The following is a 20,853-nucleotide window of genomic DNA, read 5'->3' as shown; positions in this document are numbered from 1 at the left end:
CGCCGCGAATGGCCGCATTCTCGGCTGGGCATACGACAGGGTCCGGGAGTCCCTGCCGGACAAGGCGCCTTGGCAGGGATGACAGGTTTGGAAAGTAGTGCGGGACGCATTCCACGGATACCTCCATAAGTACGAAAGATCGGCCGTCCGTTTCTCGTGGGCCATAACCCGGCGACAGCGTGCAAGATTATGGCGGCAAACAGCCGAGTTCGATGGAATTAGGGCAGAAGAATGACGTATTCGCAGTGGCTTCGAAATCCGGGCCGCGCGACAGCGTGACAAAACGGAATGAATTACCCTGCTCGCCGCGTATTACGAGATCCTTTTACGTGTGGATCGGAATGAAGACGGCGGTTCCGAGCGTCCGTCCTTTGTGGAGAGCCGTCCGTCGTGCACTTCGACGATCCGGTCCACCGCGGTGAGATGGACGCGGTCGTGCGTGACCAGGACGGTGGCGGTGGCCCGCTCGCGCGTCAGGCAGGCGATCAGGTCGATGACCGCCGCGCCGCGCTCGTGATCGAGGGCGCTCGTCGGTTCGTCGATCAGCAGCAAGGTGGGTTCGTTCATCAACGCGCGGGCGATGTTCACCCGCTGTCGTTGGCCACCGGAGAGCTGGTGCGGGCGACGCCCCGCCTGCGCCGCGAGCCCGACGGCGTCCAGCAGGTCCATGGCCACGGCCCGTGCTCCGGCCGGGGAGCGGCCGTCGATCCGGGCCATGACCTGAAGCTGCTCGGCGGCTGTGAGGGCGGGCAGCAGATTCGGCTGCTGGAAGACGATCCCGATCTTGCGCCGGCGAAGTCCGGTGAGTTCGCCGCGGGTAAGGCCGGTGGTCGTGGTGCCGTCGACCGTGACGGTCCCGTGGTCCGGAGTGATGAGGGTGGCCGCGACGGCGAGCAGGCTGGACTTGCCGGAGCCGGAGGGGCCGGCGACCGCGGTGAGCGTGCCCGGCGGGACGTCCAACGTGACGTCATCGAGTGCGGTGAGGCGGGTGTCACCGTCGGGATAGGTGAGGGTGACACCGGTCAGGTTCAGGCTCATCGGGCACTCCCCAGTGCGGTCAGCGGATCGACGGAAGTGATGCGGCGGACGGAAAGCGCCGCGCCCAGCGCGCCGAGCAGGATCATCACGGCGGACGGCACGAGCACGCTGGCCGGAGTCAGCAGGAAGGGCACGGCGGAGCCGTCGACCATCGTGCCGAGCCCGACGGCCAAGCCGGTTCCGATGGCGGTGCCGCCGACGAGAAGGACGACGGCCTGCCCGAGCGCGTCCTTCAGCAGGAAGGCGGTACTCGCCCCCAACGCCTTGAGGACGGCGATGTCGCCGCTGCGCTGGATGGTCCACACGGTGAAGAAGGCGCCGATCACGAGGGCGGAGATGGCGAAAAGGAAACCGCGCATCAGTTGCAGCGAACCGTTCTCCGAGGTGTAGGAGCCGATCGCGGACAGTGAGTCGCTCTTCGAGACCGTCGTCGTGCCTGCGGCGAGGTCGGTGGCCCCGAGATCGGCGTCGGACGTGGTGGTCAGCGCGAGCACGGTCGCGCTCGGCGCGCCGTCGGTGGGTGGCGCCGTCTTCGCCCAGACGTCGAGGCCCGCCCAGATCACCGGTGTGTGGCTGAACCAGGCGTCTCCCGTCACGGCGGCGACCGTCAACGGGCGTCCGGCCACGGCGATGGTGTCCCCACTGCGGACGCCAAGATCGTCGGCGGCGGACGTCGACAGCACCACCGAGTCGCCGGAGATCCTTTCGACGCCCGGGGCGAGCGCCGACCCGGTCCGCACACCGAAAACGGAGATCCCGGCGCTGCGGTCGCCCGCGGTGGCCTTGGTGGTGGCTATGCCCAGCGGTTCGGCCGCCGTGACCCCCGGGGTCTCGGCCCACTGCCGCCGCTGTGTCTCGGTGACCGCGGAATTGGCATAGGAGAGGCTCTGCCCGGCACCGGGGGCGGCGAAGACGATCTTGTCCGCGGGCAGGCCGGTGATCGCGGAGATGTTCTGCTCGCCCAGCCCCGCGGTGAGCCCGGACAACAAGCCGACCAGCAAGGTGATCAGCACGACGACGGCACCCATCAGGGCGAACCGTCCTTTGGCGAATCTCAGATCTCTCCAGGCGACGAACACGGCTCGGGTCTGTCCTCTCCGGCGGGTGGGCTGGGTACCTCTCCACGATCGCCGCCGGTGACCGTGACGGCATCCGGCCGGAGATGGCACTTCGCCCGCCGGAAGACGGCACGCCGCCTCTACCTTTGGATAGAGGCGCTCGCCGATCCCGCTCCGTAATCTGGACGCACTGTGACCGCCGCGCCCGTTTTGACCCCGACCAGCCGGTTGCTGACCTGGTGTCTGCACCTGCTGCTCGTCGCCCTGCTCGCGCTGGCGGCCGCGCGGGCGGTGGCGGACGGCTCACCCGAAGCGGGAGCGGTCGTCGCGGTGGCGGTGACGTGCGCCGTGGTGTACGCGGCCGGCCCGCTTCTGCCCCGCGTCAGGACGTCCCGGCCGGCCGCCCTGTGGTGGCTGGTCGCGGTGGGCCTCGTGTGGCTGGTCCTGCTGGTGCTGACCGCCGACGGCGTCTGGGTCGCCTTCCCGCTGTACTTCCTGCAGTTGCATTTGCTGCCGCGCCGTCAAGGCCTGGTCGCGGTGATCGCGACCGCGCTGGCGGCGATCATCGCGTTCGCCGTCCACCAGGGTTCCTTCGCCCCGGCTGCGGCGATCGGCCCGGCACTCGGTGCCGCCGTCGCGGTCGCCGTCGTCTGGGGTTACCAGGCGCTGTACCGCGAAAGCGAACGTCGCCGGAACCTGATCGAGGAGCTCACCGCCACCCGCGCAGACCTCGCAGAAGCCCAGCACGCGGCGGGAGTGCTCGCCGAGCGGGAGCGCCTGGCCCACGAGATCCACGACACCCTCGCCCAGGGACTGTCGAGTATTCAGCTCCTGTTGCGCGCGGCGGAAAGGACACTGCCCGATACCGCGGGGAACGCCGCCCGCTACGTCGAACAGGCTCGTCAAGCCGCCGCGGACAACCTCGCCGAAGCCCGCCGGTTCGTCGTCGCCCTGTCGCCTCCCGCGCTCGACGACACCACGCTGGCCGATGCGCTGGAACGGCTGTGCGCCACCACCAGCGCCCGGCACCGGACCACCGCGCGCTTCCACCTCGCCGGCGACCCCGTTCCGCTGCCGACCGCGCACGAAGTCGCGTTGCTGCGCATCGGTCAGGCGGCACTGGCGAACACCGTCCGGCACGCCGACGCGTCCACCGCCGATGTCACGCTGAGCTACCGCGGCGAGTACGTCACCCTCGAGGTCGTCGACGACGGCGTCGGCTTCGACCCGGAACACAGCGGCTTCGGGCTCACCGCAATGCGCACCCGGACCGAAGCGCTGGACGGGATCTTCACCGTCGAGTCCTCCCGCGGACACGGAACAACCGTGTCCGCGCGACTGCCCAAGGAACGCCCGTGACCGAACCCCCGATCCGGCTCCTGCTGGCCGACGACCACCCCATCGTCCGGGCGGGACTGCGTGCCGTCCTGGAAACCGAGCCGGGTCTCGTGGTCTCGGCCGAAGCCGCGACCGCTGAGGAAGCGGTGTCCCGCGCCGCCGAGGGCGACATCGACGTCGTGCTGATGGACCTGCGGTTCGGCTCCGGGATGACCGGCGCCGAGGCCACCGCGGCGATCACGGCGCGGCCGGACGCACCCCGCGTCCTCATCGTCACGACCTACGACACCGACGCCGACACGCTGCCCGCCATCGAAGCCGGCGCCACCGGCTATCTCCTCAAGGACGCCCCTCCCGAGGATCTTGCCGCCGCCGTGCGCACCGCCGCCGCCGGACGCACCACGCTCGCCCCGACCGTCGCCGACCGGCTCATGAACCGGATGCGGATGCCCGCCACCGCGCTGACGCTGCGCGAGATCGAAGTCCTGGTCCTGGTCGCCGACGGCCTGTCCAACCGGGCCATCGCGGATCGGCTCCACCTGACCGAGGGCACGGTGAAATCCCATCTGGCCCGCAGCTACACCAAACTCGGCGTCGATTCGCGTACCGCCGCCGTCGCCACCGCGACCGACCTCGGTCTGATCCGGCGCTGAACGGCAGCGCCTCCTCTGCTGAATGTGGCGGTCCGTGAAGGCATCCTTGCCTACCCTGAAGGTAGGGAAGGAGGCCTTCACGGACTACGTGATCGCCGCCCGCTCTCCCAGCAACACCACCAGCCTCAGCGGTCACAGCGGCGGCGTGGTCGAGCATAGGTCGTGAGTGGTAAGGACGGTTGGAACCGTCTTTACCACTCACGAGTGGGTCAGTGGGCGAGCACGCCGCTGACCTCGTTCGGCGTTCCCGGAATCGTCCCGGTCGCGGTCTTCGTGCCGGACGCGAGGTCCACGGAGTGGATCTCCTTCTTGCCGGGATCGGTGACGTAGGCGGTTCCGCCCCGGACGAAGATCGCCGGGCGCGGCTGCTGCCACTCGATCGGTTCCTGCCAGGTACCGAGGACGGCGATCTTCCGCGTCACCGCACCGCTCACCGGGTCGATCACGTGGATCTGACCGTCGGTGCCCAGCACCAGGGCCTCACCCTGCGGTCCGCGAGCCAGCGACCGGAAGGTGTAGCTGGTCCCGATGTCGACGTGCTTGAGCGTGGCCTTCTCGGTGTCGATCAGGGAGATCCGGGTCGGGCGTTCGAGCTCGGCCGCTTCGTCGACCTTGTAGTCGCCCAAGGTGATCGGGGAGACGTCCGAGCCCGCCTGGTTGCCGATGCGCCCGTACGGGTCCGGGCTGGTCACCTTGGTGATGACGCCGTTGCGGTAGATCAGCGCACCGGTTTGGCAGCCGACCACCACCGCCTCGCCGCGCGCGGCGGCTTCACCGTGCACGCCGGGGCACTGCTCGTTGCGCGCGATCTCCTTCTTGTCCTTGTCCAGCACCACGATCCCGGACCGTTTGTCCTTGTCGCCGACGGTGGTGAGCAGTTCGCCGTTCGCGAGTTCGACGGCCACACCGTGATGCGCCTCGGGCGTCTTGTGCTTCGGCGCGGGGAGCGCCGCGGTGCCGATCGTCTTCGGGTCGAAGACGGTCACTTCACCGGTCCCGTCGGCGAACAGCACCGTCTTGCCGGCGTGCCGGACGACGTGTCCCGGTTTCGCCGCCTTGACCTCGTTGTCCGTGAGCACGGCACCGACGGCGTCGAGGACCCGGAATCCGGTGGAGGTCGAGACCAGGAGGTGTCGGTCGTTCCCGGCGGGGTTGAGCCGGTTGAAGCCTTCCAGCGGGAGGTTCTTCGCCTCCTTCAAGGTCTTCCCGTCGAGCAGGACGATTCCGCCGTCATAGGTGACAGCCACCGGATCGGCGACGACGGGTGCCGGAGCCGCGTCCTTCGCGGGCTCCGCCGCCGGCTGTTCGGTCCCGCAGGCGGCGAGCGCGAGGGTGCTCGCCGTCGTCGCCATCAGCGCGAGATATCGGGCTTTCCGTGCCATTTTCCTGTGCCTTTCGTCTGTTCCGATCAGGAACGGGTCAAACCGGTGGTGATCGATTCGGTGTTGGCGCGCATCATTTCGAGATAGGTGGCCGCGCCCTGGCCTGGTTCACTGAGCGATTCCGAGAACAACGGGGCCACCTGGACGTGCAGCCCTGCCTGCTCGGCCAAGACCCGCGCGAGCCGGTCCGGTTGCGAGGAATCGGCGAAGATCACCGGCACTCCCGCCGCGCGAACGGTGTCGGCGAGTGCCTTCAGATCCGAAGAGCTCGGTGAAGCGAGTGTGGTACCGCCGGGGATCACGGCACCGACGACCTGGAAGCCGAACCGCTGTGCCAGATAGCCGAACACATGGTGGTTCGTGACCAGCTTCCGGCGCTCCGGAGGAATCCCGCCGAACTTCTCGGTCATCGCCTTGTCGAGCGCCTCGATCTCCCCGCGATAGCGTTCGGCGTTGGCGCGGATCACCGCTTCGTCGACCCCGTCGACATGGGCGACGACCTCGTCGGCGATCGTCTTGACCGCGTCGCGCACCCGTGCCGGATCCGTCCAGAAGTGGGGATCGGGTTTGCTGTCGGCGTAATTGATCGGGTTCACCCGCTCCCCGGCGGGCAACGCCGGTACGCCGCTTTCCTCGGCCGTGTGGACAGTGCGCAGGATCCCCTCTTCGAGCCCGAGTCCGTTGTAGACGATCAGACCGGCACGCTCGACCTGGGCCGCCTGCTGTGCGGAGATGCCGAAGGAATGCGGGTCGGCGTTCGGCTTCATCAGCACCGTCACCTCGGCCTGATCGCCGACGACGGCGCGAGTGATGTCGCCGAGGATGTTCGTCGTGACGACGACCGACTTGCCGCCCCCGCCGGTCCCGGAGCAGCCTGCCGCCGCCAGCAGCGCCACCATGCACAGGGCGAGTACGCGGCGCCTCATCGGCCGGTCTCCACGATGTGCCCCGCCTTGCCGCCGACCTTCAGCGTCCTGGCGCGTCGGAGGTTGTCGTTGTAGTCGATTTCGTACACCTCGGCCGAGAGCGGGTTGTTGACGTAGGCGCGGGTCGAATCGACCTGGATCGACGGAACCTCGGCGGCGGTCGCTTCGGGCGTCAGGAGCGGGACGGCCGTCTGTTCCTTTCCGGAGCCGTCGAAGGAGCGCAGCTTTCCGTCCCGGGCGAGGACCAGCAGCGGTCCGCCCTCGCCGACGGCGTTCACCGCGGCGACCGGGCCGGTCTCGACGTACTGCCAGCTGCGTCGGCCGACGTCCAGTGACCACACCGCGGACGCCCCCGCCCGCGCCGCGAGCGTGGAGCCACCGGGCCGGTGGAAGAAGGCGGTGGCACGTTCCCGCGCGGTGACGCTGCGCGGGTACGGGATCTTGACCCCGGCGAACGCGCCGTCCTTTTCGGTCACCAGCAAGGCGCCGTCCGCGCAGCCGAAGACGACTCCGCGCCTGGTCACGGCCTGGCCCTGCAGCTCGGGGCACGGCTGGTCGATCTCGGCCACGGCTTTGCCCTGACGGTCGTGGACGCGCACTCCGCGGGCGAGCGGCTTTCCGGCGTCCGCCACCGTGGCGATGATGTGCTCGCGGTAAGGGATCGCGGCACCCGCGTGCGGCTCGCGCGTGATCTTCCCCAGTTCGGTCACAGAGCCCTTGTCGAGCGCGGCTCGATCCAGCAAGGTCGTCGTACCGTCCGAATAGGACAGTGCGGCGACGGCGGGATCGCTGTAGGCCGCCAAGGGCTGTTTGCCGGGCGCCACGCCGACATCTCGGACCTTCGCCCGGTAGTAGTGGACGTGGTCACCGTGGTCGACCATCCACGAGCCGCTGTCGATCACCCGGATCGTGCCGTCACGAGCGGTCAGGTAACCGAAGCGGCCGTCACCCGTCACGGCTCGCACTCCGTCGACTCGGCCGACCTCGTGCACCTCCTCGGTGATCAGGTCGACGACCCGAACGGCGCCGGTGTCCGTGTCGGCGACGATCAGCCGTGACTGCGCCTCGGCCGCCTCCTCGGCGCCTTCGACGTAGCCGTGCGGGACTTCCGCGGTCACCTCCTTCGGCTGCTCCGAGCCGCACGCCGCCAGGGTCAGCGCCGCGACGACCGCCGTCGCTGCTTTCAGTTTCATCGTGAGCTCTCGATCTCCGGTGTCAGGGAACGGAATCGCTGTCGTACGAAGGACAGGAACGCGGAAAGGAAGAACAGGAGGACCGCGCCGGCGGCGATGGTCGCGCCCGCCGCGGTGCCCCAATGCCAGGACACGAGCAGGCCGCCGACCGTGGCGGCGATACCGAGCAACGCCGCGATGAGCATGATCGTGGTGATCCGCCGTGACCAGAAGAGCGCCGCCGCGGCGGGGGCGATGAGCAGGCCGAACACCAGCAACGTCCCCACGACGCGGAACGACGCGACGATCGTCAACGTGACCAGCCCGAGGAGCACCGCGTTCGCCAAACGTGGACGAAGCCCCAGTGTGTGCGCCTTGCGGACGTCGAAGGTGAGCGCGGTGAACGAACGATGTCCCATCAGTGCCACCACCCCCACGACGAGAAGGGTGATCGCGAGGCCCACCAGGTCGCCCGATCCGACGGCGAGCACGTCGCCGAACAGGAAGCCGGTGAGATCGACCGCGAACGACCGTGAGTGGGACACGATGATCACGCCGCTCGCGAGCATGCCGACGAAGAGCAGCCCGATCGTGGTGTCCTCGGACAGCCGCCGCGAACGGCCGAGCGCGGTCACGCCGAGCGCCATCACCCCGGCGCTGATCGCAGCGCCGATCAGCAGGTTCACGCCGGTCAGCGAGGCGATCGCCACGCCGGGCAACATGCCGTGCGACATCGCGTCGCCGATGAAGGCCATGCCGCGCAACACCACCCAGGTGCCTACGACGGCGCACACCGCCGAAACGAGCACTCCCGCCACCAGCGCGCGCTGCACGAACGACACCTCGAAGGGGATCAGCAACCACTCCACCCGTCACACTATAGTGGTAATGATTGTCATTATCTGAAAGAGGTGTGATGACCCCGGACACAGCGGCACTCACGATCGACCGCGCGCACGCGCACTACGGCTCCCGCGAGGTGCTGCGCGGGATCACCGCCCAGGTGCCGTCGGCGCGGCTCACCGCGATCGCCGGCGCGAACGGCGCGGGGAAGTCGTCGCTGCTGAACCTCGTCGCGGGCGTGCTCCCGCCGACCACCGGCACGGTGACCCGGCGAGACCCGGGGCGCGTCGCCTACGTGACCCAGCAGAGCGAGGTGTCGCGGTCGTTGCCGATCACCGTCCGCGCCACCGTGACGATGGGGCGCTGGGCGCACCGCGGACACTGGCGGCGGCTGTCGAAGACGGACCGGGAGATCGTCGGGGAATGCCTGGAGTTACTGGAGATCACGTCGATCGCGGACCGGTTGATCGGCACGCTCTCCGGTGGGCAACGCCAACGGGCGCTGGTGGCGCAGGGGTTGGCTCAGCAAGCCGGATTGCTGCTGCTCGACGAACCATCGGCCGGGCTCGACCTGCACGCCCGCGGCCTGATCGACGAAGCCCTGCGCGCCACACTCGCCGAAGGCACGACGGTCCTGCGCGTCACCCACGACCTCGATGTGGCGGGCCGGGCCGATCACTGCCTGCTGCTCCAGGACGGCCGCCTCGTCGGCGAAGGTGTTCCGGCGTCAGTGCTGACCCCGGAACGCGTGGCGGAGGCCTGGGGCCTGCCGACCCGCATTCAGTCACCTGATCGCGTGCCCGAGGCCGCCGATTCTCGCTAGGGTGCACCGGTGGAAGCGACGTGGCGGCGCATCATGGCCTTGTTGTCCGAACACGCACCCGCCACCGCGCGGGAAATCCGGCCCCCGGCACCGGCCGCGCACGTCGCGCGCCTGCGGAATCGCGTCGGCCTCGAACTCCCGCCCGAACTGCTCGCCTGGTGGGCCCTCATGGACGGCGTCGACGACGAACGTGTTCGCGGAACCGGAAACCTGATACCGAAGGGCTACCAGCCTCTGTCGGTGGCGCGAGCCGAGGAGGAGTACACCCGGCAGTCGCGGTATCCCGCCCCTGACTGCTGCACTCCGGAAGGCACCCACCGCAAGGAGGCGGGCCAGGCCGGATTCCCTTTCTGCACCGCGATCCTCCCCATCGGCCGGGCCATCGACGGAGGTCTGCTGTGCGCCGATCTCCGGCCCGGCGAGCACCACGGTTGCGTCATGGAGTGGTACGCCAGCGAGGGGATCTACTGGTCCGACTGGGCGAGCGTGACCGAGATCCTCGACGAGATCGCCGAGCGACTCGACAACTACGTCCACGGCCTTGGAGAACGGCATCCCGTCATCAGCGACGGTGCGCTCAGCTGGCTTTGACCCGCGAAAGCCACCGCACGGTGACCTCCAGAGCCTCTTCCGCCGAGTCCCCGAAGCCGTGTCCGCGCCGGCAGGAGAGTGCCACTCGGTCTCGGGCCGCGCGACGGCCGTTTCCCGCGCGATGTCGTGAGAGACGTGCTCGTCCCCCGAGCCATGGACGACGAGCGCGGGCGGCCTGGACGCCAGGAAGGCGACCCGCGGGTCGAGTTGAGCGAACTCCTCGAACAGCGCCGCGCCCAGCTCGAACCGGCCTTCGATGTCCAGAAACCCGTTATCCGCCAACGAAGAACGATCCGAGTACAACGCGATCCCCCTGGGCAGCTCCGGCTCCAGGAAGGCCCGCCGCAGGTCGAGCAGCGGCTGCCAGAGCGCGACCCGCCGCACAGGCAGCGACGCCAGCGACAGTGCCGTGCTCACGGCACCGAAGCTCGACGCCACCACCGAAACGGGCTCGTCCACCGCGGCGCGCAGTTCCAGGAGTTCGCCCGCGACGGTCATGTCCCTCGGCCGCCCGTCACTACGGCCGTGCCCGCGGAAGGAACCCTCAGCACCGAGAATCCCGCCGCGGTGAGCCTCGGCGCGAGCTCGGTGAAGAGCCCGTTCTCGTCGAGGTCCGCGGTGATGCCGTGGACGAGCACGACCGTCTCCGGGCCGCCGTCGTGCCGGACGCTGTCGAGCCGTAGCCCGTCGGACGTCGTGATCACAGGTACAGCACCAGGTGTACGGCAGCGTCGAGACCATCGCGCGTTCGGGGCGCACCCCGGCCTACTGCGACGCCCACACGGTCTGTGTGCTCGTGGGGTCGGAGAGGCTGAACACCTGGTTGCAGGACGCCATCAGCCCGTCACGCGGTGCGAAGTACGTCATGGTCTTCATGATCAACGACAGGAGCAACCATCGCTCGATCGGCTGGGGCCGGTCCGCCGACGGGCGGAATTGGACGTTCTCGCAGACCTCGCTTATCCGCCCCGACCATCGCCCAGCTCGGCACGTTGACGTACGTGATCTACAACGACTTCAGCAAGCGCAAACACCTCGGTGTCTTCCACGCCCCGATATCGGGAGCACCGGACAACGGGCGCTGCGCGGCTCCGTCGTTCGGGACCATGAACGGCAAGGAGTACATGTTCTACGAGGCCGGGGCACGCCTGGACGGCTCGATCGCGATCGCCCGCGCGGTCTGACTTCCGAGCAACGCCGCGACCACCTCGCGCGCCTGACGGGCAGGCGCCGGGTCCCCGCTGATTCCCGCCGTCACGATGGCTCCTTCGGCGAGCAGGTAGACCGGTTCGGTCACCGGCAGACCCGTTGCCCGCACCCAGGTGTCGATCTGTTCGCGGAACGCCTGTTTGTGCGCCCGCACCTCGGCCAGTACCGCCTCGGACGACGCGCCTAGTTCGCCGTGCGCGTTGATCCAGGCACAGCCGCGGAAACCCGGTTCGGCGAACCACCCCGCGAGCCAGTCGAAGATCGAGAGCACCCGCTCGCGGGGATCCGCGACCCGGTCCACATGGGCGGCCAGGCTGCCACGCCAGCGCTGATCACGGCGTTTGAGCATCGCCACCACGAGGTCTTCCTTGGCTTCGAAGAACCGGTAGATCCGCTTGAGCGAGAGGCCGGACGCCGCGCGCACCTGGTCCATGCCGACCGCCTGGATGCCGTTTTCGTAGAAAAGTTTCTCAGCGGCATCGAGCAGGGCTTCGCGATCGACGCGGTTCTGCTCATCGGTGACGGCGGCCGGCATCGGGTCTCCCTTGACGTTGAGAACGTGCGTTCCCTATCGTAGGCGCCAGACGTGGAGAACGCACGTTCTCAACCTGGGAGGCTCGACATGACCGAAGATCGCCCGCCCTACCCGCCGTTCACCCGCGAGACGGCACTGCGGAAAGTCCAAGCGGCAGAGGACGCCTGGAACACCCGGGATCCTCGCAAGGTGGCGTCGGCGTACACGCCCGACTCGGTGTGGCGGAACCGGGAGACCTTCGTCCGCGGCCGCGAGGAGATCGTCGCGTTCCTGACCGGGAAGTGGGAGCGGGAACTCGACTACGCGCTGCGCAAGAACCTCTGGGCGTTCACCGGGAATCGGATCGCCGTCCGGTTCCAGTACGAATGGCATGACCGGGCCGGTCGATCGTGGCGCAGCTACGGCAACGAACTGTGGGAGTTCGACGAGCACGGTCTCATGAGCCGTCGCGAGGCGAGCATCAACGACGTCGCCATCTCCGAGACCGAGCGGCGTATCCACGGCCCGCGCCCGAAGGAGGAACACGGCGCCGACTCCCCGCTTCGGTGAAGCCGCCGCGATCAGTCCACGATCGCGGAGATCTCCCACAGGCCCAAGGACTTGTCGGCGTAGGCGCCATCCTCCTCGGTGCACCCCTCGACCAGCACGGTCAGCGGCTCCGGGAACCCGAACGGCTCCCGGCACAGGTTCAGCGGCCGCCAGTCGCCGGTCACGATGTCGGTGTTGGTCCGCAGTTCGGTGAACGTCGTGGTCAGCAGGTACCGGGAACCGCTCCGCCGCAGGTTGCGCAAGGCCCGCCCGATATCGGCGAAACTCAGATGAACCAAGCAATCCCGGCACAGCACGAGATCAGCCGACGGCAGCGGATCGCCGGTCAGATCGAGCACCCGGAACTCGTGGACCGGGTCGCCCCGGAACCGTTCGGCGTTCATCTCGATCAGATCGGGAACGATGTCGGCGCCGATGTACCTGTCGAGATCAAGGCCCACCTCACTGAGCCAGCCGTAGTCGCCGCACGGCAGGTCAAGCAGGGTGCGTACCCCGAAACGAGCGAGAAGAGCAGGCAACCTGTCGCTCAATTCCCGCGTCTGGACCGACTCCGAACCAGGCCCGGAGACCGAAGAGGAACTCCACAGCCGGGAACGGAAGATGTAGGTGAAACGATCCTGGGTCCCCATGCTTTCCAACTCTTCGGCGACCCGCCGGAAGTTGCGCTGCGCCGTGGTGATCGGTCGTTCGTCCACTCCGGCATCGTAACCTCGTGCGTAACGGAGGGCGGTGCGATGACCGAATGGGATTTCGAACGCGACCGGCTGCTGAAGTCGAATGCCGGCGCGCTGGCCAGGACGGCGCTGACGAACGTCTTGCTCGAGTATCCGCACCACGAGAGTCACTGGTACGACGAAGGTGTGCCCATCCTCTCCCCTCGGCTCTCGCACCCGTGCTTCTACGGCAGTTTCGATTGGCATTCCTGCGTGGAGATGTTCTGGGTACTCGTGCGTCTGCTGCGCCGTCACGCCGAACTCGTGCCCGCCGAGGAGATCCGCGGGCTTCTCGGCGAGCACCTGACCGTCGAGGCGCTCGCGGGCGAGGTCGCTTTCTTCGCCCCCGAGGAGCAGCGCAACACCCAACGCCCGTACGGCTGGTCGGCACTGCTGGAACTCACCTTCGAAACCGCCACCTGGGATGACCCGGACGCCGCGTGCTGGTCAGCGGGGCTGCATGAGTTGAGCGCCGTCTTCGTGAACCGTTACCTCGACTGGCTTCCCCAGGCCACGTACCCGATCCGGTACGGGGTGCATGACAACGGCGCGTTCGGATTGTCCCGCGCCCTGCCGTACGCGGGATACCTCGCCGACCACGGCGACCCGCGGTTGCGCGGCCTCATCACCGAGACCGCATGGCGCTGGTTCGGATCCGACCGCGATTACCCTGGCTCCTGGGAGCCGTCCGGGGCCGATTTCCTGTCCCCCGCGCTCGCCGAAGCCGAGCTCATGTCCCGCCTGATGCCCGCGGCCGAATTCACCGATTGGCTGGGACGTTTCTTTCCTGGCATCGCGGAGCGTAGACCCGCGACTCTCTTCACCCCGGTGACCGTCACGGACACCTCCGACGGACAACTCGCCCATCTCCACGGTCTCAACCTGCATCGGGCGTGGTGCTGGCACCGCATCGCGGACGCCATCCCGGGCAATGACGACCGGATCCCCGCCATCCTCGAAGCCACGCACGCCCATACCCACGCTTCACTCGCACAAACCACGGGCGGTGCTTACATGGTCGAACACTTCCTTGCCTACTACGCGCTCCTCCTGCTCGGCTGAGCCGGCAACCGGCGAGAGTGTTCGGAGTGCGACCACCCGTTCAGAGCAGTCACTCGCTGTTGGTAAGCCGAGCGAGGCGACTACGGGTGAACACCCGCCTGATCGGGTGAACACACCGTGAGCACGCTGCTCGGATCTCGTTGGACCTGGGCGAAGTTCGACTTAACTCGGCAGTTGCGATCAGCATTTCGCACAATGCGAAAACAGCGTGCACGACAGCGCCAACATCGGGCTTCACCTGCGGGACTTCGCTACCACGGCACATCTGGCGATGACCTGACTCGACACCGGGAAGGCAAGTTGCCGGGCCGCGGAGATCTCTCGGCGGCACTGATCCATTCGGCGCCACCCACTACTTTTAGTAGTTTTCGAAGTCACCCGGACCGTTGAGCGACGCGTGCATACCGTTCAGCGCGACACACGCTGTACTACTGAACGGTCACAGTCTGCTTTCGCCAAGATGTCTTCAGCCGCACCGGTCAAGAACCGGTAACGCACGCGTGGCCCCCTGCTGTCACAGGAGGCCACGCGGATGTCCATTCACCCGCTCGCTAGAACAAGGACAGGACGGTCGTGACCTTACAGCCTGACAACACGAAGACACCAGACAATGAGCCGCCCCAACGGGTCAAAGTCGTCATCGACAACGCCGAAAAGCCGGCTCGGCGTGTCGCGACGTCCGCGGAGATGATCCGCACGGCGCGGCCGCTCCTGAGGACACCGGGACGCCACCGCAAAGAGCAGACGCGCGACAGCTGGCTCTGCCTGGCGATGGCGGTCCTCGCCGGCTGGGCCCCGACGCTGCGGATGTGCCTCCTGCTGACGATCGGCGGCGGAATCGTCGTCGGCGTCGTCAGGATCAGCACTCCGCAAATCGGGCTGTCGGCAGGGACCACTGTCGGTCTCCTGACCCTCTTCTGCGTATGGATCGTCAAGTCCCGCCGAGGAAAACAGCGGCGAGAGCCGAGTCTGTAACCGCATCGCGCCCCGTGCCCGTCACCTCGCGGGCGCGGGGCGCCCGGCAATGTCGGAAAATCTCCCCGCCTGTGCGGCGACTTCCGGTTGAATGATCGCGAAGTCCCGACATGTGAGGAGATCTCGTGCGGAGAGCTAGAAGACTGGGGGCCCTGGCCGTTTCGGTGCTGGCGGCGGCCACGGCACTGGGCAGCCCGGCGTCGGCCGACACCGTGCAGTCGTTCCACACCTCGCTCGACCCCGCTTCGGTGCGGGAGTCGATGCGCTATCTGGTCGAGAACTACGGAGTGAGCGAGCAGGAGGCGTTGCGGCGTCTGGAACTGCAGACCGACAGCCTCAAACTGGACGAACTGCTGCGCCGCGACCGCGGTGCCGAGTACGGCGGCATGTGGCTCGACCAGGACAAGGGGCAGCTGGTCGTGGCGATGACCAAGCCCTCGGCGGCCGAGCCGTATCTGAAGGCGATGCCCGCACGCTCCGCTGTTCGCACGCAACAGGTCCAGCACTCGTTGCAGCAGCTCACGGCGGCGAAGTATCGCGTCGCTGCCAAGGTCGGCGCCGGTCCGGAAGCGGTCTACCTGCCTTCGGTGAGCGAGTCCGAAAACCGTGTCGTGCTTTGGGAACGCGGTTGGGTGGCGCAGGAGAAGGCGGCCGTGCGCGCCGCGGCCGCCGAGACGAACGCCGCGCACCAGGCCGCGGCGGCGGAATCCGGCATGGTCGTCTCCCGCGTGCTGAAGAACCCGAACGCGCTGTCCACGGCGAACGTGGATCTGGGTTTCTGTCACCCGCTCTACTGCACGAACTACGGCCCGATGCGCGGCGGCCTCCGGCTGGACATGAAGCGGGACAACGGTACCTGGGGCGGTTGCACCAGCGGCTTCAACCTGCGGTCCACCGGTGGCGGGTTCCCCGGTAAGGGTTGGGTGCTCACCGCGGGCCACTGCATGCGGACCAAGACCAACAACACGCCGACGCAGCACAACGGCAACGACGTGCTGCAGCAGCACGGCATCGAGAAGAGCTCGTACCCGTACGACTACGCGGCCCTGCCGTACGTCAACGACGCGGCGTCGACGCAGTGGCTCGAAGGCCAGACCGGCCGCAACCGCGTACTGAAGTATTGCCGCAACGGCGGTATGGACAGCAACGGTGACACCCCGTGCGGCGCTCAGGCCACCTCGGTCGACGAGTACATCACCAGTGCCCGCAAGCTCGCCGACATCAAGGCCGGGTATGTCGTCTGCGCCTCCGGAACGGCGTCGAGCGCGGTGAACTACCCCGATTCCGTCGACAGCGGCGCGGGCGCCGGCTACCTCGTCGGGACCCGGTGCGGTCGCGTCCTCTCCACGGACGTCGGCATCAACACCGACCTCTGCGCGCGTCCGGGCGACAGCGGCGGACCGCTGTTCAGCCAGGCCGACCACGCGGCACTCGGCATCCTGGTCGGCAACCAGCAGTCCCGGTCGGGCCCCTGCCAGGCCGGTGAGCTGAACAACTACGCGCCGATCGAGACGATCACCACCGATCTCAGCGAGCGGATCGCCAGTCAGGGATCCACGTTCGCGGTGATCACGACTCCGAACGGCTGACCTCACAAGTACGTGAAGGCCCCCTTCATCGCGTGAAGGGGGCCTTCACCGACTTTCACGTGGTCAGCAGAGGACCTTCGTACCGCAGTGCGTCACCCGCGCCGTACACCCGGACCGTCAGCTCCGGCGGCTCCCACGGGGCGAACACTTCGTCGATCGTCCGGGGCACCGGACCCAGGTCCACGTCCACGGCGAAGGTGTGCGCCACGATCGCCGCCTGGACGATGTCGCCGTCCGCGTCGGCCACCTCCAGCCGGGTGACCCCGGTGTCGATCGCGCCGAGCACGCCCGGTCGCCTGCTCCACACCGCGAACCCGCGCTCGCCGGTGTCGCGCCCGTATCCGGTGCTCATGATGTTGAACAGCGTGCGCTCTCCCTCCCGGAAGACGCACTCCGCCTCGACACCCGAATCGTGGTAGGCCAGCATCCGCCCGTCCGCGGTGCTCGTCCCGATCCGGGCCCCGGTGTGCCACCCCGCGTGTGACACCGCCTCCGCCGATCCCGCGATCTCCGCGGACCGGTAAAGCTCACAGAGGTCCGTCAACTCCGCTATCCATCGCGCGGTCTCTTCATCACTTGCTGGGGCCACTACGCGTGTGCCCTCCTCCCTGACTGTCCACAATGGTCATCAACGAGGCTGGCACACCCGGATGTCGATCACATCGGGGTTCTCCCGGAGATCGCCCCGGCCCGCTGCACGGTTCGGTGCAACCGACGCCGGGCGGTTAGGCCGAGCAGAGCAATCTCGCGGGTATCCCGTCATGGGTGTTTCCGTCACCCGTCGGAGTGTCGTGACACTCCGACGCAGAGAGGTACGGCTGATGACCGCGCAACGCACGATCACGGAAGAGATCGGCGAAATCGGTGTCTGGCTGATGGGCGAGTTCGGTGGCCGTGTACCCGCGGCCGTGATCAGCCGGGTGCTCAACGCGAGCAAGCGCGACCTCGAAGGCCGCATCGACCCCGAAGCGCTGGGCGAGATGTTCTACGCCCTCTGCCGGTTCCGCCTTCAGCGGATCGTCGCCGCGGACGAGCGGATCACGGTCACGATTCCCGACGGTCGCCCTTCGTGATGGTCTTGCCCCTTCGAGAGGGAGTTGCGGCCAGGGAAGTAAGACCAAGCCACACTCGCCTGGCATTCACCTCGCGACCCCCATGGAGGGGCGACGTCACGCAGAGTGTGCGAAGGTGACGGCATGGCCGCTTCGCGCAGACGATTTCCCGTGTCCTGGACCACCGTCATGCCGGTCCTCGCCATAGTCGTGCTGGCGCTGAGCTGGGGCCGTGACCTGGGCCCGGTGCCCGTGGCCATCGTCGCGCTCGCGCTCGGCGGTACCGTGCTGGCCGCGGTGCACCACGCCGAGGTGGTCGCGCATCGCGTCGGGGAACCCTTCGGCTCGCTGGTGCTGGCGATCGCGGTCACGGTCATCGAGGTCGCGCTGATCGTGACGATGATGTCCTCCGGCGGCCCCGAGGCCGGGACACTCGCCCGCGACACCGTGTTCGCCGCGGTGATGATCACGATGAACGGCATCGCGGGCATCTCGCTCATGGTCGGCGCCCGCCGCTACGGCGAGACACACTTCAACCCCGAAGGCAGCGGCGGCGCGCTCGCCACCGTGGCGACACTCGCTTCGGTCAGCCTCGTGCTGCCGACGTTCACCACGAGCACCCCCGGCCCGGCCTTCAACGGCACACAGCTCACCTTCGCCGCCGTCGCCTCACTGCTGCTCTACGGACTTTTCGTGCTCACGCAGACCGTGCGCCACCGCGACTTCTTCCTGCCGGTCGACAGTGAGGGCTCCGTCAAGGAGGAAGAACACGCCGAACCGCCGACCAACAAGGCCGCCCTGACCAGTCTGGGGCTGCTGCTGGTCGCGCTGGTCGCCGTAGTCGGCCTGGCGAAGGTCGAATCGCCCGCGATCGAAGCGGGAGTCCGCGCCGCGGGGTTCCCGCAGTCGTTCGTCGGCGTCGTGATCGCCATGCTGGTGCTGCTGCCGGAGACCCTGGCCGCGACCCGGGCCGCGCGGCGCGACCGGATGCAGACCAGCCTGAACCTCGCCTACGGTTCGGCGATCGCGAGCATCGGGCTCACCATCCCGACCATCGCACTGGCGTCGATCTGGCTGGACGGGCCGTTGCTGCTGGGCCTCGGCGCCACGCACATCGTGCTGCTGGCGCTGACGATCGCGGTCAGCGTGCTCACCGTCGTCCCCGGTCGCGCGACGCGGTTGCAGGGCGGGGTGCACCTGGTCCTGCTGGCCGCGTTCCTGGTGCTGGCCATCAACCCGTGACACGAGTCCTCTTCGGACGGTGTTCTGTCGGTGGTCCCGGGTAATCTCTGCCCCGTGAACGCTCGGAACCACATCCAAGAACTCGCCGATCAGATCGTCGTCCTTCGCGACGCCTACTACCGTGGCTCGCCGAAGGTCGCCGACGCCGACTACGACGCGATCGAAGACGAATTGCGCGGGCTCATCGAGGCGAACCCCGAGCTCACCCCGGATCCGAACCCGCTCGACCAGGTCGGCGCGCCCGCCATCCTGCACGCGCCCATCCGGCACTCGCGCCCGATGTTGTCACTGGAGAAGGCGACCAAGCCCGAGCAGGTCGCGGCGTTCTTCACCCGGTTCCCGGGCCAGCCGGTGGTCGTCATGCCGAAGCTCGACGGCCTGTCGCTGGCGCTGGTCTACGAGAACGGACGGCTCGCCAGGGCGGTCACCCGCGGCGACGGGACCACGGGCGACGACGTGACCATGCTGGTCCGGGCGCTGACCGACGGCGTCCCGGACACCGTCGACGCCCCCGGCCGGGTCGAGGTCCGCGGTGAGGCGGTCATGCTGCGTTCCACCTTCGCCGCCTACAACAAGGTCCACCCGGACAAACCGCTGATCAACCCGCGCAACGCCGCCGCCGGCACCCTGCGCGCCAAGGATCCGGCCACCGTCGCCGAGCGGCGTCTCCAGTTCTTCGCTTTCGACCTCTCCACCGAGCCCGAAAGTGCGGAGACCGATCTCGACGGCGCTCTCCGGACGCTCGGGTTCGCCGCCGCGGACATGCGCCACTGCGAGGACGCCGAGGCGGCACAGGCGGTCATCACGACCATCGAGCAGCAGCGCAACGAACTCGACTACGACCTCGACGGTGCCGTGCTGCGCCTGGCGGATCGCGACGCCTATGCCGCCGCCGGCACCAGGTCCAGCTCACCGCGTGGCGCGCTGGCGTTCAAGTTCGCCGCCGAGGAGAAGACAACCGTGCTCGCCGATGTCGTATGGGACGTCGGCAAGACCGGCAAGATCGCACCCGTCGCGTGGCTGGAGCCGGTGTTCGTCGGCGGGACCACCGTCACCCGGGCGACGCTGGCCAACCAAGAGGTCATCAAGGCCCGCGGCATCAAGATCGGCGACACCGTACTGGTGCGCCGCGCGGGCGACGTGATCCCGTTCGTGGCTGGCGTTCTCGACGCCGCCAAACGCACCGGCGAGGAGCGGGAGATCGTGCCGCCCTCGGTGTGCCCGTCGTGCGAAGAACCATTGACCGAACAGGGCAACAGCCGGGAACTGTTCTGCACCAACGTCGCCTGCCCCGCGCAGACCGTCCGGCGGCTGATCCACTGGGCGTCTCGCGCGGCCGCGGACATCGACGCGATCGGCGGCGTCTGGATCGAGCGGCTCGCCGAGGCCGGGATTCTCGAGCACCCGTCGGACTTCTACCGGCTCACCAAGGAGAAGCTGCTGGAGTTCGACCGGATCGGCGAAATCTCCGCCACCCGCATGATCGAGTCGATCGACGCGAGCCGGACCGTCGGCCTGCGCCGGGCGCTGATCGGGCTCGCGATCCCGATGGCGTCCGAGGGCACCGCCGCGCGACTGTGCCGGGCAGGGTTCGGTTCGCTGGAAGCCGTCGCCGACGCCGGCGAGGAAGGCCTCGTCGCCGTGGAGGACATCGGCCCGAAGGTCGCCGCGTCCCTCATCGAACACCTCACTCGGCTTCGTCCCGAGCTCGAGCGGCTGCGGGAAGCCGGAGTCTCGCTGGACGTACGCGAAGAAGACCTCCCGCCGGTCGTCGCGGCCGGCGCGCCGCTGGAAGGCAAGACGGTCGTGGTCACCGGCTCGATCAGCGACCCCCGCTCCGGCGAGAAGGTGCCGCGCCCGACCTTCCAGCGGCTGTGCGAAAGGGCGGGCGCGACCATCGCGTCTTCGGTCTCGGCGAACACGGACATGCTGATCACCGGCGCCGACGTCGGGGCGAGCAAGCTCACCAAGGCCGAGAAACTCGAAGTCGAGGTCGTGGACCAAGGCGTGATCTGGCAGCAGTTGATCGAGGCCGGTGTCGTTTAGCGATGGGTCTCGTGAGTGGCGTGGCTGCTGGCTCCTGTGGGGCGAACGTCGCGGTCA

Annotated in this window: 22 protein-coding genes; 12 read left to right on the top strand and 10 right to left on the bottom strand. The window is 68.3% G+C overall.

The window, feature by feature from the left end:
• Nucleotides 1-312: 312 nt before the first annotated feature.
• Together AC069I_RS38920 and AC069I_RS38915 are read right to left on the bottom strand one after the other, a co-directional pair.
• Entirely contained in the window at nucleotides 313-1,038 is a 726-nt protein-coding gene (locus tag AC069I_RS38920; protein WP_478267598.1) for an ABC transporter ATP-binding protein, read from the bottom strand.
• Entirely contained in the window at nucleotides 1,035-2,117 is a 1,083-nt protein-coding gene (locus tag AC069I_RS38915; RefSeq protein WP_478267597.1) for an ABC transporter permease, read from the bottom strand. The genes AC069I_RS38920 and AC069I_RS38915 overlap by 4 nt, the downstream gene beginning before the upstream one ends.
• A gap of 171 nt (nucleotides 2,118-2,288) precedes the next feature.
• On the opposite strand from AC069I_RS38915, the gene AC069I_RS38910 reads away from it, so the two are divergent.
• Together AC069I_RS38910 and AC069I_RS38905 are read left to right on the top strand one after the other, a co-directional pair.
• Nucleotides 2,289-3,455, top strand: a complete 1,167-nt coding sequence (locus tag AC069I_RS38910) for a sensor histidine kinase (protein ID WP_478267596.1) — start codon at nucleotides 2,289-2,291, stop codon at nucleotides 3,453-3,455.
• A complete protein-coding gene (locus AC069I_RS38905) occupies nucleotides 3,452-4,087 on the top strand; it encodes a response regulator (protein ID WP_478228163.1) in 636 nt (211 codons plus the stop codon). The genes AC069I_RS38910 and AC069I_RS38905 overlap by 4 nt, the downstream gene beginning before the upstream one ends.
• Nucleotides 4,088-4,296: 209 nt before the next feature.
• Here AC069I_RS38905 and aztD read toward each other — a convergent pair whose 3' ends face one another.
• The 4 genes from aztD to aztB are packed head-to-tail and all read right to left on the bottom strand — an operon-like array spanning nucleotide 4,297 to nucleotide 8,436.
• Nucleotides 4,297-5,469 carry a zinc metallochaperone AztD gene (gene aztD / locus AC069I_RS38900; RefSeq protein WP_478228162.1) on the bottom strand — a complete coding sequence of 391 codons (1,173 nt, stop codon included), beginning with the start codon at nucleotides 5,467-5,469 and terminating at the stop codon, nucleotides 4,297-4,299.
• A 26-nt stretch (nucleotides 5,470-5,495) separates the two neighbouring features.
• A complete protein-coding gene (gene aztC, locus AC069I_RS38895; protein WP_478228161.1) occupies nucleotides 5,496-6,395 on the bottom strand; it encodes a zinc ABC transporter substrate-binding protein AztC in 900 nt (299 codons plus the stop codon).
• Nucleotides 6,392-7,588: a hypothetical protein gene (locus AC069I_RS38890; RefSeq protein WP_478267595.1), complete on the bottom strand. Its 1,197-nt coding sequence runs from the start codon at nucleotides 7,586-7,588 to the stop codon at nucleotides 6,392-6,394. The genes aztC and AC069I_RS38890 overlap by 4 nt, the downstream gene beginning before the upstream one ends.
• Entirely contained in the window at nucleotides 7,585-8,436 is an 852-nt protein-coding gene (aztB, locus tag AC069I_RS38885) for a zinc ABC transporter permease AztB (protein WP_478267594.1), read from the bottom strand. The genes AC069I_RS38890 and aztB overlap by 4 nt, the downstream gene beginning before the upstream one ends.
• A 47-nt stretch (nucleotides 8,437-8,483) precedes the next feature.
• Here aztB and aztA point away from each other — a divergent pair, with 47 nt between their 5' ends.
• On the top strand, nucleotides 8,484-9,233 hold the full coding sequence (aztA, locus tag AC069I_RS38880) for a zinc ABC transporter ATP-binding protein AztA (protein WP_478232823.1): 750 nt from the start codon (nucleotides 8,484-8,486) through the stop codon (nucleotides 9,231-9,233).
• A 9-nt stretch (nucleotides 9,234-9,242) separates the two neighbouring features.
• Nucleotides 9,243-9,824 (top strand): SMI1/KNR4 family protein, encoded by a 582-nt coding sequence (locus AC069I_RS38875; RefSeq protein WP_478267593.1) that lies wholly within the window; start codon nucleotides 9,243-9,245, stop codon nucleotides 9,822-9,824.
• 494 nt (nucleotides 9,825-10,318) lie between these two features.
• On the opposite strand, the gene AC069I_RS38870 is transcribed toward AC069I_RS38875, so the two are convergent.
• Nucleotides 10,319-10,528, bottom strand: coding sequence for a hypothetical protein (locus tag AC069I_RS38870; protein ID WP_478267592.1), 210 nt, complete (start codon nucleotides 10,526-10,528; stop codon nucleotides 10,319-10,321).
• Nucleotides 10,529-10,825: 297 nt separating this feature from the next.
• Here AC069I_RS38870 and AC069I_RS38865 point away from each other — a divergent pair, with 297 nt between their 5' ends.
• Nucleotides 10,826-11,008, top strand: coding sequence for a hypothetical protein (locus AC069I_RS38865; RefSeq protein ID WP_478267591.1), 183 nt, complete (start codon nucleotides 10,826-10,828; stop codon nucleotides 11,006-11,008).
• Here AC069I_RS38865 and AC069I_RS38860 read toward each other — a convergent pair.
• Nucleotides 10,954-11,568, bottom strand: coding sequence for a TetR/AcrR family transcriptional regulator (locus AC069I_RS38860; RefSeq protein WP_478267590.1), 615 nt, complete (start codon nucleotides 11,566-11,568; stop codon nucleotides 10,954-10,956). The genes AC069I_RS38865 and AC069I_RS38860 overlap by 55 nt on opposite strands.
• Before the next feature lie 87 nt (nucleotides 11,569-11,655).
• Here AC069I_RS38860 and AC069I_RS38855 point away from each other — a divergent pair, with 87 nt between their 5' ends.
• Nucleotides 11,656-12,117, top strand: a complete 462-nt coding sequence (locus AC069I_RS38855) for a nuclear transport factor 2 family protein (RefSeq protein WP_478232826.1) — start codon at nucleotides 11,656-11,658, stop codon at nucleotides 12,115-12,117.
• 11 nt (nucleotides 12,118-12,128) lie between these two features.
• Here the strand turns inward: AC069I_RS38855 and AC069I_RS38850 are convergent, their stop codons facing one another.
• Nucleotides 12,129-12,812 (bottom strand): class I SAM-dependent methyltransferase, encoded by a 684-nt coding sequence (locus AC069I_RS38850; protein WP_478228151.1) that lies wholly within the window; start codon nucleotides 12,810-12,812, stop codon nucleotides 12,129-12,131.
• Between the two features lie 39 nt (nucleotides 12,813-12,851).
• On the opposite strand from AC069I_RS38850, the gene AC069I_RS38845 reads away from it, so the two are divergent.
• The 3 genes from AC069I_RS38845 to AC069I_RS38835 all read left to right on the top strand — a co-directional run bounded on the left by AC069I_RS38845 (nucleotide 12,852) and on the right by AC069I_RS38835 (nucleotide 16,456).
• Complete coding sequence (locus AC069I_RS38845; protein ID WP_478267589.1) at nucleotides 12,852-13,892, top strand: DUF2891 domain-containing protein; 1,041 nt, start codon at nucleotides 12,852-12,854, stop codon at nucleotides 13,890-13,892.
• A 573-nt stretch (nucleotides 13,893-14,465) separates the two neighbouring features.
• Nucleotides 14,466-14,867: a hypothetical protein gene (locus AC069I_RS38840; RefSeq protein ID WP_478267588.1), complete on the top strand. Its 402-nt coding sequence runs from the start codon at nucleotides 14,466-14,468 to the stop codon at nucleotides 14,865-14,867.
• Between the two features lie 125 nt (nucleotides 14,868-14,992).
• Nucleotides 14,993-16,456, top strand: coding sequence for a trypsin-like serine protease (locus AC069I_RS38835; protein WP_478267587.1), 1,464 nt, complete (start codon nucleotides 14,993-14,995; stop codon nucleotides 16,454-16,456).
• Nucleotides 16,457-16,511: 55 nt separating this feature from the next.
• On the opposite strand, the gene AC069I_RS38830 is transcribed toward AC069I_RS38835, so the two are convergent.
• Nucleotides 16,512-17,000, bottom strand: a complete 489-nt coding sequence (locus AC069I_RS38830) for a hypothetical protein (protein WP_478267586.1) — start codon at nucleotides 16,998-17,000, stop codon at nucleotides 16,512-16,514.
• Nucleotides 17,001-17,277: 277 nt separating this feature from the next.
• On the opposite strand from AC069I_RS38830, the gene AC069I_RS38825 reads away from it, so the two are divergent.
• The 3 genes from AC069I_RS38825 (at nucleotide 17,278) to ligA (ending at nucleotide 20,796) form a co-directional block, all read left to right on the top strand.
• A complete protein-coding gene (locus AC069I_RS38825; RefSeq protein ID WP_478228146.1) occupies nucleotides 17,278-17,529 on the top strand; it encodes a hypothetical protein in 252 nt (83 codons plus the stop codon).
• Nucleotides 17,530-17,652: 123 nt separating this feature from the next.
• On the top strand, nucleotides 17,653-18,750 hold the full coding sequence (locus AC069I_RS38820; protein ID WP_478228145.1) for a calcium:cation antiporter: 1,098 nt from the start codon (nucleotides 17,653-17,655) through the stop codon (nucleotides 18,748-18,750).
• Nucleotides 18,751-18,804: 54 nt separating this feature from the next.
• The gene (ligA, locus tag AC069I_RS38815; RefSeq protein WP_478267585.1) at nucleotides 18,805-20,796 is read left to right on the top strand and encodes an NAD-dependent DNA ligase LigA; all 1,992 of its coding nucleotides are present in this window, start codon (nucleotides 18,805-18,807) and stop codon (nucleotides 20,794-20,796) included.
• Nucleotides 20,797-20,853: the final 57 nt, after the last annotated feature.

This window comes from Amycolatopsis sp. NPDC043885 (assembly GCF_056435685.1).
The sequence above is the reverse complement of the archived record's forward strand: the minus strand, read 5'-3'. Positions and strand labels throughout refer to the sequence as shown.